At 70.4% G+C, this 15,065-nt stretch carries 12 protein-coding genes and 2 tRNA genes; 7 read left to right on the plus strand and 7 right to left on the minus strand.

From position 1 onward, the window contains the following. Positions 1-99 precede the first annotated feature (99 nt). From ACIRDX_RS14650 to ACIRDX_RS14670, 5 genes are all read left to right on the plus strand, one after another. Positions 100-789 (plus strand): ion channel, encoded by a 690-nt coding sequence (locus tag ACIRDX_RS14650; protein WP_396626182.1) that lies wholly within the window; start codon positions 100-102, stop codon positions 787-789. Between the two features lie 47 nt (positions 790-836). Beyond that, complete coding sequence (locus tag ACIRDX_RS14655) at positions 837-1,325, plus strand: hypothetical protein (protein ID WP_396626183.1); 489 nt, start codon at positions 837-839, stop codon at positions 1,323-1,325. Positions 1,326-1,335: 10 nt separating this feature from the next. Beyond that, a complete protein-coding gene (locus tag ACIRDX_RS14660) occupies positions 1,336-2,571 on the plus strand; it encodes a hypothetical protein (protein ID WP_396626184.1) in 1,236 nt (411 codons plus the stop codon). Between the two features lie 130 nt (positions 2,572-2,701). Continuing rightward, complete coding sequence (locus ACIRDX_RS14665; RefSeq protein WP_396626185.1) at positions 2,702-3,556, plus strand: DUF1080 domain-containing protein; 855 nt, start codon at positions 2,702-2,704, stop codon at positions 3,554-3,556. Positions 3,557-3,593: 37 nt separating this feature from the next. Further along, positions 3,594-5,303, plus strand: coding sequence for a mechanosensitive ion channel family protein (locus tag ACIRDX_RS14670; protein WP_396626186.1), 1,710 nt, complete (start codon positions 3,594-3,596; stop codon positions 5,301-5,303). Positions 5,304-5,306: 3 nt separating this feature from the next. Here the strand turns inward: ACIRDX_RS14670 and ACIRDX_RS14675 are convergent, their stop codons facing one another. The 3 genes from ACIRDX_RS14675 to ACIRDX_RS14685 form a co-directional block, all read right to left on the minus strand. Continuing rightward, positions 5,307-6,461 carry a PP2C family protein-serine/threonine phosphatase gene (locus ACIRDX_RS14675; RefSeq protein ID WP_396626187.1) on the minus strand — a complete coding sequence of 385 codons (1,155 nt, stop codon included), beginning with the start codon at positions 6,459-6,461 and terminating at the stop codon, positions 5,307-5,309. Next, positions 6,458-9,820 (minus strand): response regulator, encoded by a 3,363-nt coding sequence (locus ACIRDX_RS14680; protein ID WP_396626188.1) that lies wholly within the window; start codon positions 9,818-9,820, stop codon positions 6,458-6,460. Before ACIRDX_RS14680 ends, ACIRDX_RS14675 begins: the two co-directional genes overlap by 4 nt. 101 nt (positions 9,821-9,921) lie before the next feature. After that, positions 9,922-11,217, minus strand: a complete 1,296-nt coding sequence (locus tag ACIRDX_RS14685) for an inositol-3-phosphate synthase (protein WP_396626189.1) — start codon at positions 11,215-11,217, stop codon at positions 9,922-9,924. 69 nt (positions 11,218-11,286) lie between these two features. Between ACIRDX_RS14685 and ACIRDX_RS14690 the strand changes: the two genes are divergently transcribed. Next, positions 11,287-12,195, plus strand: a complete 909-nt coding sequence (locus ACIRDX_RS14690; RefSeq protein WP_396626190.1) for a LysR family transcriptional regulator — start codon at positions 11,287-11,289, stop codon at positions 12,193-12,195. 14 nt (positions 12,196-12,209) lie between these two features. Beyond that, entirely contained in the window at positions 12,210-13,856 is a 1,647-nt protein-coding gene (locus ACIRDX_RS14695; protein ID WP_396626191.1) for a pyridoxal phosphate-dependent decarboxylase family protein, read from the plus strand. 25 nt (positions 13,857-13,881) lie between these two features. Here the strand turns inward: ACIRDX_RS14695 and ACIRDX_RS14700 are convergent, their stop codons facing one another. The 4 genes from ACIRDX_RS14700 to ACIRDX_RS14715 form a co-directional block, all read right to left on the minus strand. Next, positions 13,882-14,307 (minus strand): phage tail protein, encoded by a 426-nt coding sequence (locus ACIRDX_RS14700; protein WP_396626192.1) that lies wholly within the window; start codon positions 14,305-14,307, stop codon positions 13,882-13,884. Between the two features lie 95 nt (positions 14,308-14,402). Beyond that, positions 14,403-14,476: transfer RNA gene (locus ACIRDX_RS14705), tRNA-Cys, on the minus strand. A 39-nt stretch (positions 14,477-14,515) separates the two neighbouring features. Next, a tRNA-Gly gene (locus ACIRDX_RS14710) sits at positions 14,516-14,590 on the minus strand. Positions 14,591-14,707: 117 nt separating this feature from the next. Continuing rightward, complete coding sequence (locus ACIRDX_RS14715) at positions 14,708-15,025, minus strand: DMT family transporter (RefSeq protein WP_396626193.1); 318 nt, start codon at positions 15,023-15,025, stop codon at positions 14,708-14,710. Positions 15,026-15,065 lie beyond the last annotated feature (40 nt).

Raw genomic sequence — 15,065 nt, forward strand, 5'->3', positions numbered from 1 at the left:
GGACAAGGGACAAGGGACAAGGGAAACGTCAGAAGGACACGCAGTGGCGCAGCGCGCGCCTTGGGCGGCCTGGCGCGTTCGGCGGTATCGTGAACGCCGATGACCGGCCACACTCCTGCGACCCGCTCCGACGACCGTGAACTGCACGCGCTCCTGCTCGCGCTGGTGCTGGCGCTGTTCGTGGTGCCGCCCTTCACGCTGGCCGGCGTGGTGGGGCCGTGGCTGGTCGACCTGCTCTTCGCGGCCGTGGTCGGCGCCGGGGCGCTCGCGGTGATCCACCGCAGCCACACCGGGCTGCGCGTGACGGTGACCGCCCTGGTGTTCGCCGCCGTGGTCGCCAAGGTCGGGCGTACCGCCGTCGGGTCGACGGGCTGGCTGCTGGCCGATGCCATCGTCTCGGCCATGACGATCGCGCTGTTCGCGCTCGTCATCCTGCGGCGCGTGTTCGCCGCCGGTCCGATCACCGTCGCGCGCATCGAGGGCGCGGTGGCGGTCTACCTCCTGGTCGGCGTCCTGTGGGCGATGCTCTTCGAAGCACTCGTGCTGCAGTTCCCTGGCGCCATCACGACGGCGACTGGCGTGACTCCCAGCGCCACGGACCTGAGCTACCTCAGCTTCGTCACGCTGACGACGGTCGGGTACGGCGACGTGACGCCGGTCGCACCGGCGGCGCGGTCGCTCGCGGTGGTCGAGGCCCTGATCGGGCAGTTGTATCCCGCCGTCCTGATCGCGCGCCTCGTGTCGCTCGAAATCGCACACCGCGATTCCGGCGATCCGACGCGACTCTAGACCTAGGTCGAGTTGTCGGCGACTCAGGCGCCCGCCACCATCGACGGATGATGATTTCCTTTCGCTCGTCGATGATGGCCCTCGCCCTGACGGCGGGCCTCGCATTCACCGCCTCCGCGCAGGACCAGTCGGCCTGGACCGCCGTGCAGCAGCTGCAGGCTGACCTCCGCGCCGATCGCCAGGCCCTGGTGGCCGAGAACCTCCCGCTGTCGGAGGGTGAGGCGCGCATGTTCTGGCCGGTGTACAAGGCCTACGCGGCCGACCTCTCCAAGGCGGGCGACCGCAAGGCCAGCATCATCGCGGCCTATGCGCAGAACTTCGACTCGATGACCGACAGCAAGGCCGACGCCTTCATGAAGGACTACCTGTCCATGGAGTCGGACCGGCTGAAGGTGCGCCAGAAGTACGCCAAGGAGGCCACCAAGGTCATCGGTGCGCAGAAGGCTGCCCGCTGGATGCAGATCGAGACCAAGCTGGACTCGATCGTCAACGTCGGCCTGGCCAACGAGATCCCGCTGGTGCCGATCAAGAAGTAAGCTGGTGCGCGTGAACGCCCGCCACCTCCTCCTGTCGTGCGGCGCCAGCGTCCTGCTGGCGCCGTCCCTCGTCCTGGCCCAGCCTGCCGCCGACGAAGCCGCTCCGACCGTCGGCGCCTCGTCGGTCCTCTCGGCCGGCGAACTCCGCGGCGCGCATCACAGCGTCGAGGAGAAGGTCGCCACGCCCGGGTTCTTTCACGAGTTCACGATCACGTCCGAGTTCGGCACGTTCACCGCCCTCGGCAAGCGCGAACTCACCCGCTACCTCCGCGAGATCAACGGCCTGTACGAGCTGTCGAAGGTGTCCAAGTCCGACATCTTCATCGAGGCGGCCGGCCAGTCGCTGATCAACGTCGCCAAGGGCGCGACCAACGCCGTCACCAAGCCCACAGAGACCGCCAAGGGCATCGGCACCGGATTGAAGCGGATGGGCACCAACCTCGGGCGCCGCAGCAAGCGGGCGATCGACGAGATGGGCGACGAAGACCCGGAGCTGTCCGAGGAAGAGAAGAAGGCCCAGGGCAGCGGCACGACCAACGTCGCCTACGGCGTGCTGGGCGTCAACAGCGCCGTCCGCAAGTGGGCCGCCAAGGTGCAGGTCGATCCGTACACCACGAACCTCACGCTCAAGGAAGCACTCGAGGGCGTGGCCAAAGTGGATGCCGCCGGGTCACTCACCACCAAGTTCGTCGTGCCGATCCCCCCGCTGGTCGGGCCGGCGGCGACCGTGGGCAACCTCGTGTGGACCACGGACCCCGAGGAACTGCGGAAGATGAACGAGGCGCGCGTGAAGGAGCTCGGCGTCGGCGCCGACGCGGCGAAGAAGTTCTTCCTGAACAACCGCCTGTCGCTGACGATGCAGACCCGCGTGCTCTCGGCGCTGCACGCGGTCAAGCCCGGCAATGCGGCCGACTTCATCACGACGATCACCGGGGCCCGCACGGAACGCGAGGCGCTCTTCTTCATCCACAGCGCCGAGATGCTCCAGGAACTCCACGCGAAGTCCCCGGTGAAGGCGATCCTCACCGACTCGCGGACGCTCGTGGCCGTCACGCGCGACGGCCACGGCGTGGCCCTGCTGCCGCTCGACTGGCTGCGGGAAACCAGGTCCGCCGTCGCCACCATGACCGAGTTGGCAGAGCGCACCCGCAAGGAGCTCGGCGCCACATCGCTGCGCCTCGAGACCGACGCGCACATCACCGATCGCGCGAAGGCAGCATTCTCGGCCGCCGGCTGGACGATGTAGCAGGACCGGGTACCGGGTATCGGGTACCGGGTACGGGGTCATGGAAGGGCCGGACGAGCATCTGCTCGCCTGGCCCTTTTCGTTTGGGTGGCATCGGGTGCTTCGGCTACCCTCAGCGCCGGAGCTCCCCATGCGCCTTCTTGCCCTGCTGTCGCTCGGCCTCGTCCTGCAGGCTGCACCGCCACCTCCAGAGCCGGCCTGGCGGAGCGTGCCCGCCAGCGAGTGGCGTGCGCTGTTCAACGGCCGTGACCTCACCGGCTGGACCGTCAAGTTCGCGCACCACGAGGTCGGCGACAACTACGCCGACACGTTCCGCGTCGAGGACGGCGCCATCGCCGTGCGCTACGACAAGTACGGCGAGGACTTCGGCGCCCGCTTCGGGCACCTGTTCTTCGACGAGCCGTTCTCGTACTACGTGCTCGCGCTCGAGTACCGCATCCGCGGTCCGCAACAGAAGGGCGGCCCCTCCTACGCGCGGCTCAACAGCGGCGTGATGGTGCACAGCCAGGCCCCCCGCACGATCCTGAAGGACCAGGACTGGCCGGTGTCGGTGGAGGCACAGTTCCTTGCGGGCAACCAGACCACGATGAACGTCTGTACGCCCGGTACCGAGATCTTCATGAACGGCACGATGGTGAAGGCGCACTGCACCAACTCCTCGTCGCGCAAGTACGTCGAGGACGGCGCGTGGGTCTCCGTGCAGGTGGAGGTGCTCGGCAACGAGCACGTGCGCCACTACATCGACGGCCAGTTGGTGCTCGCCTACGACACGCCGATGATCGGCGGCGGCGTGGCCAACGGGTTCAACCCGGCCGTGAAGGTGGACGGCACGAAGCTCGCCTCCGGCTTCATCGGCCTGCAGGCCGAGAGCCAGCCGGTCGAGTTCCGCAACATCCGCCTGCTGAACCTGTCGGGCTGCACCGATCGTCGGTCTCCGGCCTTCCGGGCGCACTTCGTCCACGCCGACCCGGCGACCTGCCGCTAGGACCGCGGCAAGCGGCATCCTGCCGTACCATCGGGGCGTGACCACCCTCATCGTCGGTCGTCGTGTGCGCGCGGCGGCCGCGGTCTGTCTGCTGGCCTGCCTGTCGGTGCCGTCGGGGCTCCTGGCGCAGGCACCGACGCCGCCGCCAGGACAGGGCCCCACTCCCCAGGCGGCCTCAGCCCTCGACGACCGCATCGTGCACCGCGCGCCCGAGGCGGACCATGCCGAGCTGAGCCTCGCCAACCGGCCCGTCTTCGTCTTCCGGGCCGCCATCGTGCCGCGGAGTCCACGCGAGCGCGCGGACGGCGCGCTGAAGCGTCTCACGGCGCTCGTCGACGAGAACGTGACCGGCCCGGTGTCGGCGCGCGAACTGCTCGGCGCCGCCGTCATCACCGTCGCGGGACGGGATGCCTTCGCGATCGTGCCCGACGATGTGGACGAGGGCGCCGAGGACCTGCGTGCGCTGACGGCCGTCACCATCGCTCGGCTGGAGACCGCCCTGGCCGAGGCCCACGAGTCGCGTACCCCGCAGCGCCTGGTCACCGCGGCACTGCACGCCCTGGCCGCCACCGTGCTGCTCGCGCTCGCGCTGCTCGCCGTGCACCGGTTGCACCGTCTGCTGACGCACCGGGCGTTCCGCGTGGCGGAGGCGCAGCTGGCGCGGACGCGCGTCGGCGCCGACGGCCAGATCGTACGCAGTCCGTGGCTGCTCGACGTGGTACGCCGCGTGGCCCGCTTCCTCGCGCTGCTGACCGCGGGCTTCCTGATCTACGCCTGGCTGGCGTACACGCTCCAGCAGTTCCCCGTCACGCGTCCGTGGGGCGAGGCGCTGGGCGGCTACCTGGTCGCCACCGCCAAGCGGCTGGCGTGGGGCGCGGTGCTCTCGCTGCCGGGGCTGTTCACGGCATCGATCATCTTCCTGTGCGCCCGCTTCGTCGTCCGCCTGGCGACGCTGCTCTTCGATGCCATCGCCCAGGGTCGCCTGCAGGTGGCGGCCCTGAGTGGACCGCGCGCGCTCCCCACGCGGCGCCTCGTCACGACGCTCGTGTGGCTGTTTGCCGTCGTTGTCGCCTACCCCTACCTGCCCGGCAGCAACACGGAGGCCTTCAAGGGCGTGAGCGTGTTCGTCGGCCTCGTGGTCTCGCTGGGGTCGAGCGGCATCGTCAACCAGTTGATGAGCGGCTTCATGCTCACCTACAGCGATGCGCTGGCGCCCGGTGAGTACGTGCGCGCGGGCGACATCGAGGGTACCGTGCGTTCGCTCGGCGTGCTCTCCACCAAGATCGTGACGCCGAGGAACGAGGAGGTCACGATCCCCAATGCCGTGATGATCGGCGGCACCACGACCAACTACTCACGCCGTGCCGCCGAGGGTGTGATGGCGCCCGCGATGGTGACGATCGGCTACGACACGCCGTGGCGCCAGGTCGAGGCGCTGCTCCTGCTGGCGGCGACCCGCACGGCCGGGCTCCGGCCCGATCCCCCGCCCCGCGTGATGCAGACGGCGCTCTCGGACTTCTATGCCGAGTACACGCTGCTGGTCTGCGTGGACGATCCCACGCGCCGCGTCGCCGTGCTGTCGCACCTGCACGCGGCGATCCAGGATGCGTTCAACGAGCACGGCGTGCAGATCATGTCGCCGCACTACGAGAGCGACACGGCGGCAGCCAAGCTGGTGCCGCCGGCGCAGTGGTTCGCGTCGCCGGCACGTCGCCCGGATGCGGGCGACGCCGGGTCCGGCGGGTAGGCCTCAGCCCCCCGCCGGCGACGTGAACCGACCCGCGACGACCGCGATGTCGTCCGACTGCGGCGCCCCGTTGGCGAAGGCGTGCACTGCGGCCATCACGGTGTCGACGATGGTCTTCGTGGGGGCGTCCGTGAGCGGGGCCAGCGTCGCGAGCAGCCGGTCGTCGCCGAAGAAGTCGTCATTCGCGTCCATGGCCTCGCTCACGCCGTCGGAGAAGAGGACGAACGTGTCGCCCGGAGCCAGCGTGATCGACTCCGACTGAATGACGTTCCCCGGGATGAGTCCGGCCGGCAGCCCCGTGGAGGGATGCGCGAGCCGCGGCGCCTGCCCCGGCGACAGAATCGCGAGCTCATGGTGGCCGGCGCCCGCGATCGACACGCGTCCGGACGCGAAGTCGAAGATCAGGCACTGCATGGTGACGAACATGCCGCGCGGATTCCGGTCGGCCAGTTCGTCGCTCAAGCGACGCAGGATCTCGGCTGGATCGCGCACGTCGCGGGCCAGCGTGCGCAGGACCGTGATGGCCACGGCCATGAACAGGGAGGCGGGAATGCCCTTGCCGGACACGTCGCCCAGCGCGACCACCACGCGGTCGTCGGACGTCCGTATCACTTCGTAGAGGTCGCCCCCCACCTGCCGCGCCGGCTCGATCGCCGCCGCCACCTCGAGCGGCAGCCCGCGCGTGCTCGCCGCGAGGTCGGCCGGCAGGATGCCCATCTGGATCTCGCGCGCGATGCGCAGGTCGCGCGCGGCCGCCTCGCGGACGGCATCGGCGTACAGCTTGGCCTCGAGCAGCGAGCGCACGCGCGCCTTCACCTCGAGGATCTCGAACGGCTTGGTGAGGTAGTCGTTGCCGCCGACCTCGAAACCCCGCGTCTTGTTGGCGACCTCCTCGAGTGCGCTGAGGAACATCACCGGAACGCCGCGCGTGGCCTCGGAGGCCCGCAGCCGGCGACACACCTCGTAGCCGTCGATGCCCGGCATCATGATGTCGAGCAGCACGAGGTCCGGCACGGCCTTCTCGGCGTTGCGCAGGGCGCTCTCGCCGTCGAGGGCCACGGCCAGCTTGTATTCGTCGCGCAGGGCGTGCACCAGCACGTCCACGTTGGCCTTCACGTCGTCGACGATGAGGATGCGGCTGTCGCCGAGTGCCTTCATGCAGGTCTCCCGAGACGCTCCGCCAGCTGCCGGGCGAGCTCGGCGGCGTCCTCGAATTCGTAACGGTCAGCAAGATCACGGAGGCGCGCGAGATCGCCGCGCCAGGCCGCGGGGGCGCCGGCCTCGGCCAGCGCCGTGATGGCGTGCTCGGTGGCGACGGGGTCGCCCTCCGACAAGGCCGCCTGCACCTGCGCCAGCCCGGCCGCGAGCGCGGTGGCGTCGACGGCGACCGACGCCGTGTCGGCCACCGGCGGCTCGACCGCCGGAGGCGCCAGCGCAGCGATGGCCGCGAACACGCGCGCGGCCTCCGCCTCGACATCGGCCAGGTGTGTCTCGGCCTCCGGCGCGCCGGCCCCGGCGCTGTGCTCCAGCGCCTTGGCGAGCGCGCGCAGGCGGTCGGCGCCAAGGTTGCCGGAGGCACCAGCCAACGCGTGGGCGTGCCGCGCGGCCACCGCCGTGTCCCCCTGCGCGAGCGCAGTCCGCGCCTCGGCCGTGGTCCTGGCGCCGTCGTCGGCGAAACGCAGCAGCATGCGCCGCAAGGTCTCGAACGACACGCCCAGGCGCGTCAGGGTCCCTTCCACGTCGACCCCGTCGAGGGCGACCGGCCGCCCCCCTGGCGTCGTCGAGGCCAGCGGAGTCGCCACGTGCTCGCCGGAGGCGTCGACGGAGTTCACCGACGCCGAGTCGGCCGATGTCGGGCTCGGCCTGATGAACCTTCGCAGGGTGTCAGCCAGGGCCACCCGGTCGATCGGCTTGGTGACATAGGCATTCATCCCGGCCGCGAGGCACGCATCGAGGTCGCGCTTCATCGCGTTGGCCGTCATCGCGATGATCGGCAGGTCGTCGAAGGCGTGGTCGGCGCGCAGCGCACGAGTCGCCTCGAGGCCGTCCATCACCGGCATCTGCATGTCCATCAGCACGACGGCGTAGCGTCCGGGATTGGTCCTCGCGAGCGTCACCGCCTGCAGGCCGTCGCCGGCGATGTCGAGTTCGATGCCGAGCCGCTCGAGCAACTCGGTGGCCACCATCTGGTTGATCTCGTTGTCCTCGGCCAGCAGCGCGCGCGTGCCGAGGAACTCCCGCGCCCCGGTCGCCGCGGCCGAGCGCGACAGGGCGCCGCCCAGCCCCGAGGCCTCGACCACCGCATCGAACAGCGCCGAGGCCGTGATCGGCTTGGGGAGGAACACATTGACGCCGATCTCGCGGCTGCGCGCCTCCTCTTCCTTGCCCGCATAGGCACTGACCAGGATGATGGGCAGCGCGCGCAGGGCGTCGGAGTGCCTGACGTGAGCGGCCACCGCGAGCCCGTCGATGCCCGGGAGCAGCCAGTCCAGCACGACCAGCTCGAACGGGGCCTCGGCCCCTGGGCCGTTGCGCGCCTCGAGCAGCGCGAGTGCCTCCTCCCCGCTCACGCAGGCGACGCAGGGAATCTGCCACGCGCCGAAGAGCGTTTCGAGCAGTTCGCGGCTCGTGGCGTTGTCTTCCACCACGAGCACCGGCCGATCGCGCAGGGTCGCGGGCGGCTCGTGCGCCGGCGCCGTCTCGGCCGACGCCACGCCGAGCGTTGCCGTGAAGGTGAAGGTGGTCCCCACGCCGGGCGCACTCTCGAACGTGAGATCGCCACCCATCAGGCGCGCCAGGCGGCGGCTGATGGCGAGCCCGAGCCCCGTGCCTCCGTACTTGCGCGACGTGGAGCTGTCGGCCTGCGTGAAGGCGCCGAACAGGCGCCCCTGCTGCTCGGGCGGAATGCCCACGCCCGTGTCGCGCACCGTGACCACGAGATGCAGCTCGGACGCGTCCGGGCGGCTCGCAGCGGCGTCGCCACCGACCCGCACGACGACTTCCCCGTGCTCGGTGAACTTGAAGGCGTTGCCCACCAGGTTTGTGAGCACCTGACGCACGCGCAGCGCGTCGCCGATCACCCGATCGGGCACCTCGGGGGGCACGTAGGTCACCAGTTCGACGTGCTTCTCGACGACCTTGGCGCGGAACGTCTCGGTGACCTCGTCGAGCACGGCCCTCAGGCTGAAGGGCGCGGCCTCGACGTCGAGCTTCTCGGCTTCGATCTTCGAGAAGTCGAGGACGTCGTTCAGGATGCCGAGCAGGTTGCGGGCCGACTGGTGCGCCACACTCACGTATTGCCGCTGCCGCGGCGACAGCTCGGACTCGAGCGCCAACCCCGTCATGTTGAGGATGGCGTTCATCGGCGTGCGAATCTCGTGACTCATCACGGCCAGGAACGTGCTCTTGGCCTGGTTGGCCGACTGGGCGGCCTCGCGCGCCTCCACGAGTTCGACCTGCGCCTGCTGCAGGGCGTCGATGCCGGAGTCCAGCGCCTCTGCCACTTCGCGCAGTTCGCCGCTGCCGCCGGACAGGCCGGTGCGCACGGCGAGGTCCCCGTGGTGCAGTGCGCGGGCTGTCCGCAGCAACGCCCGCGTCTCGCGCAGGAAGAAGCGGTCGGCCACCGCCGCGGCCACGCCGAGCGACAGCAGTGCGCCGAGGGCGAAGATGGCCAGCTTGCGCATCAGCGCCTGGCGCACGAGCGCCTCGGCGGTGCTCACGGGGATACCGACCGAGGCATAGGCGTGGGTCGACGCGGCCCTGCCCTGCACGACGCCCACGCCATAGAGGCGGCGCACGCCATCGACGCCGCTGGACTCCATCGTGCCCGACCGCACGCCGCGCATCGCCGCGAAGACCGGCGTGTTGGCCACCGACCGTCCCACCCACGTGTCGGATGCCTCCGACCTGGCCAGGACGATGCCGTGCTCGTCCACGACCATGGTGACGGCGTCGGGTGGCAGTTGCTGACCCTCGGTGAACTCCCGGATCCAGTCGAGCCCGAGGCCAATCCAGAGGATGCCGCGCAGCGTCCCGGCGTCGTCGGTGATCGGGGCGCCGAGGTTGAGTCCCACCCGGGTCGAGATCGGGTTGCGCATGAACACGCCCACGCTGAACTCGCCGGTGTCCCGCGTGCGCGTGAAGAACGGCGCGGTCGACACGTTCAAGCCTGCGGGAGCCGGAACGGCGCTGCTCACGACCCGTCCCTGCAGGTCCACGACCGCAAGCGAGGTGTAGAACGGCTCGTCCTTCAGGGCCTCGGCCAGCAGCGCGTCGGCCGATCCGTCGACGGCACGCACCTCGGGGTAGCGTGCGAGCAGGCGCGCATAGGCCCGCGCATCCGCGATGCGGTCATCGAGTTGCGCGGATGCCTGCGAGACCACGCGCAGGGCGTCGCCCTGCAGCTTCCGGATCGCCTGGTTCCGGAAGACGTATTCGTCGTACGCAAGGATGGCGATGGCGGGCGCCAACGACAGGACGACGAGCCAGAGCAGTCGGGAGCGGATGGTCGCGAACATGAGGAGCGGTGAACCGTCCGCCGAGGGTATCGCACAATGCGTGCGCCGGGCACCGGCCACACCGCCCCGTCCTGCCTGTCGCCGCGAACGACGGCACGTCGCTACCGAGCGCCGATGGTCTCCGCCGCCGGCGCCCCCTGCCACGCCCGCAACTGCGCGAACAACCGGGCCTGCTGTGCGAACAGGTCGTGGGTGACCGGGTCGCTGCCCACGCCCTGCGGCGCCTTCAGGTAGAACGACAGCCAGTCCTGCACGCCCGAAGCCCCGGCGCGGTGCGCCAGGTCCAGGAACAGCGCCAGGTCGAGGACGATCGGCGCCGCGAGGATGGAGTCGCGGCAGAGGAAGTCGACCTTGATCTGCATCGGGTAACCGAGCCACCCGAAGATGTCGAGGTTGTCCCAGCCTTCCTTGTCGTCGCCGCGCGGCGGGTAGTAGTTGATGCGCACGACGTGGTCGAGGCGCCCGTACAGGTCGGGATACGTCTCGGGTTCGAGGATGCTGTCCAGCACGCCCAGCTTGGACACCTCCTTGGACTTGAAGTTCTCCGGCGCGTCGAGCACCTCGCCGTCGCGGTTGCCGAGGATGTTGGTGGAGTACCAGCCGCGCAGCCCGAGCATCCGCGCCTTGATGCCCGGCGCGAGGAGCGTCTTCATCCAGGTCTGCCCGGTCTTGAAGTCCTTGCCCGCGACGGGCACGCCGCGCACCTGCGCCAGTTCGGTCATGCACGGCAGGTCGACCGTGAGATTCGGCGCGCCGTTGGCGAACGGCACTCCCGCCATCAGCGCCGCGTAGGCGTAGATCTGGCTCGGCGCGATGGCCGGATCGTTCGTCTTGAGCCCCTGCTCGAAGGCCGCCACCGATGCGTGCACGCGCGCCGGCGCGGACCACGCCTCGGTCGACCCGCACCACACCATGACGAGGCGATCGCAGCCATGCCGGACCTTGAACTCCGCCATGTCGTCCATCAGTGCATGGGCCTGATCCCACTTCGAGGCCAGCGGCTTGACGCGTGTGCCCTCGAGCCGCGACACCCATCGCCGATCGAACACCGCAGGCATCGTCACGATGCGCGCGAGGTCGTCGGCGAGGGGATCGATGTCGGCGGCGGTGAGGACGCGGGCCGTCCGCGCGGCGTCGAGCGCACTCGTCGAGATGGGATCCCAACCGCCGAACGCGAGGTCGTCGAGCGAGGCGAGGGGCACCGCGTCGCGCACGAGGCGGCGCGGCTCGTCGTCGGCCGTCGGCAGGTGCGCCAACTGGCTCAGCGATCCGATGGGGACGGCACGCCCCTGGCGCGCGGCGATCACGCCAGCCATGAACGTCGACGCCACGGCGCCGAGACCAGGGGTGAGCACGCCGAGGCGGCCGGAGGGCACAGCAGGACGAGTGGGGGTCATGCCGTCGACCATAAGCGTCGATTCACCACAAGGCACGTTGCTGAAGAGAGCCTGAACTATCATCAAGCGATGCTTCCGGACCTCTCCATCCGCCAGCTCGAGTACCTGGTGGCCGTCGACGACGCCCCGACCTGGGCACGAGCGGCGGCAGCCGTGGGCGTGAGTGCCTCGGCGCTGTCGCAGGGGCTGGCGGAACTCGAGCGGCGGCTCGGCGTGCCGCTGTTCGACCGCGAATCCCGCCGACGCCAGTTGCGCCCGGCGGCCGCCCCGGTGCTCGCGCACGCGCGCCACGTGCTCGGCCTCACCGGGGACCTCGCGAGGTGGGCCGACCGCGTCCGGCGAGGCGTGGCCGGCCGTGTGCGCGTGGGCATGATCGACGCCGCGGCCGTCGTCCATTTCCCCGATCACCTGCAGGCCTTCCGCGCGGCACATCCCGACATCGAGCTGTTGCTGCGCGTGGCGCCGTCGGCGACGCTGTTCAAGCTGCTCGTGGCCGGGCACGTCGACCTCGTGGTGGGGGTCGCGCCGCCCCGCCCCGACCCGCAGGCCTCGGTGGTGGCGGTGCGCACCGAGACGCTCGCGGTCTACGGCCCGCCCGGCCGGGCCGTGGGCAGGCCCGCCTCCTGGGGCCCCTGGGTGCTCTTCCCCGCCGGCTCCCACACCCGCGCCCTGGTCGTCGCCGAACTGCGGCGCCTCGGCGCGCCACTGGACGTCGTGGCCGAGAGCCACCAACCCGAGGTGCTGCGGGAGATGGTGCGACTCGGCACGGGGTGGACCGTGCTGCCGACGGCGCAGGCCGAGGATGGCCACCGCCCGCTCCACGGCGGCAGGCCGCTCCTCACGCGCCAACTGGTGCTGGCCACGCGCACCAGTGCCACCCACGATCCGGCCGTGGACCTGCTTGCCCGCCAGTTGCGGCACGAGCGCCCCACGCGTCCGCGGCCGCCGCGGCGCCGCGCGGCGCGCGCGGGAGTGTAGACTCGCGGGTCGGGATGAGCACCTCGTACAAGGACATCGTCGGCCAGCTCCGATCCGCCTTCCCCGCGCCCGTCTCCGACCGGCTGCACGACGCGTACTTCGTCTTCTCGTGCCTGCGGGCGCTCGATCAGGTCGACGCGCTGAAGTCGGCGGCGCCGATGCTCGGCACGCCCGTCACGCTCGACTACGAGGCGGCGCGGGCACGGCGGGTGGACGAGTCGCCGATGACGCTCGAAGCCGTGACCAGCGAGCTCGTGCAGTACCTGTCGGGCATGTTCATCTGGGGCCACCCGCGCGCCCAGATCAACGTCGTGCCGCCACCGACGATCCCGAGCATCATCGGCGGGCTGCTGCCGTCGATCTACAACCCGAACCTGGTGAGCGACGAGTCGTCGCGGCAGGTCTCGATCGCCGAAGTCGAGGCGATCGCGATGACGGCCGGCCTGGTCGGGTACGACCCGTCGATCGCCGACGGCGTGTTCACGTTCGGCGGCACCGGCACGCTGATGTACGCGGGCAAGATCGGGCTGGAGAAGGCCGTGCCCGGCGTACGGCAGCAGGGATTGCGCGAGCCCGCCGTCCTCGTGTGCTCCGATCGCGCGCACTACGCCAACCTCACGGTGGCCAACTGGCTGGGGCTGGGCGAGGCGCAGGTCGTGAAGGTGCCGTCCACGGACGACAACCAGATCCGCATCGACGCCTACACCCGCGAGCTCACGGCGCTGGTCGACGCCGGCGCACGCATCGCCTGCATCGTCGCGACCATGGGCACCACGGACGCCTTCGGCCTCGACGACCTCGCGGCGATGGTCCGGGTACGCGACGAACTGGTGCAGTCGCGTGGCCTCGACTACGTCCCGCACGTGCACGCCGACGCGGTGATCGGGTGGGCGTGGAGCGTGTTCAACGACTACGACTTCGACGGTAACCCGCTCGGGTTCCGGCACCGGACGGTGCGCGCGCTCGCCGGCACGGCGCGCCGCATCCGCCATCTCGGGCTGGCCGACTCGCTCGGCATCGACTACCACAAGACGGGTTTCACGCCGTACGTGTCGAGTGCCGTCATCGTGAAGGACGGGCGCGACCTCGCGCGCCTCGCGCGGCGCGAGGAGGACACGCCGTACATCTTCCAGTCCGGGGAGCGGCATCCGGGCAAGTTCACGATCGAGACGTCGCGCGCCGGCAGCGGCCCGCTCGCCGCGCTGGCCAACCTGCGGCTGTTCGGACGCCAGGGCCTCCAGTCGCTGCTCGGCCACCTGGTGGCCATCGCCGAGGAACTGCGCGAGCAGCTCGAGGGACACCCCTCGACCACCGTGCTCAACGGCGACAACTTCGGCCCTGTGACGCTGTTTCGCGTGTATCCCGAAGGCGTGGACACCTTCGCGATGCCCGAGCAGGAACGGCGTGACCCGGCGTTCCGGGACCAGTTGCTGGCCCACAACGCCTACAACCGCCGCGTGTTCGAGTTGATCCAGGCCGACGCGCTCCAGGGCGTGGGCGTGGTGATCTCGCTGACCGACTGCTATCGCGAGACCGACTACGGCGAACCCATCGTGGCGCTCAAGTCCTACATCCTGAGCCCGTTCTCCGACGAGGCGCAGGTGCACGCCGTGCTCGACTCGATCGCGAAGGCGCGGCGGGCCATCGCCGCCGGCGCCTAGGAGGCCGTCCGCGGCCTGATGGTCGCTACTCGAAGTCGAGCCCTTCGTGGACCAGGACGATCGTCTCCATGGCGACATCGGAACCGCCGGTGGCCAGGTGCGGTCCCTCCCAGCGGCTGATCCACGCCTCGCGGAGGATCCACCGGCCGACCGGGGTGCGGTCCTCGTCGAGCAGGATGATGCGCACCGTACGGCGCTGGACAGCGCCGTCAAGGCCGCTCTTGAACCAGTCCCAGAGGTCGCGGTTGGCCGTGAACCCGCGCTTGAGCGTCACGTCGTCGAACTTCCGCAGGCCGGGGAGCTTGCGCGCGGCGCCCCGGTCGCTGCCCTCGCGGTAATCGACCGGCTCGATGCCGGCCGACAGGCCGGATACCTCGGTGAATCCGGCGCTGGCGACGCCGTCAATCTCGACGAGGAACCTGAAGCCGGCGTAGGGGTCGGGGCGGGTCATGCCTGCGATAACGCCGGGCAGGCGTCGGAGCGCACGGATGGGCGCACGTCGACTGGGGTGGCGTACCACCCAGGGGACCGCTCTCGTGCTGATGTTGGAGGCGCCGCCCGGATTCGAACCGGGGATGGAGGTTTTGCAGACCTCTGCCTTACCACTTGGCTACGGCGCCAGCCTGAGGTGGGAGCGCTCGTTCAGGTGAGGCGGAGATTGGAGCGGGAAACGGGATTCGAACCCGCGACTTCGACCTTGGCAAGGTCGCACTCTACCACTGAGTTATTCCCGCTCGTGCCGAGCGACTGCGACCACGAAGTGTAGCACAGGGAACGGCCCGCGGCGCAACCCCCGCGCCACACATTTTTCGCGCGCCCTCACCCACCGAGAGGCCCATCGCAGGCGTGCGTCACCGCGCGAGCTTGAGGCCGGCCACACCGAGCAGGATCAGCCCGAGGCTCGCGATCCGCACGGCGGTCCGCGGCTCGCCGAGCAGGACCATGCCCAGGATCGCCGTGCCCGCGGCGCCGATGCCGGTCCACACGGCGTAGGCCGTGCCGATGGGCAGCGCCCTGGCGGCCACCGCCAGACAGTACATGCTGGCCGCGAGCAGGACGAGCGTGGCCAGCGACGGGACTGGCCGCGTCCAGCCCTCGGTGTACTTGAGCCCGATCGCCCACCCCACCTCGAACAACCCGGCAATCAACAGCCAGCCCCAGGGAGACATCCCCGCATTGTCACATCACGGGGTACCGGGTACCGGGTAC

The organism is Luteitalea sp. (genome assembly GCF_044337415.1).
Lineage (GTDB): Bacteria > Acidobacteriota > Vicinamibacteria > Vicinamibacterales > Vicinamibacteraceae > Luteitalea.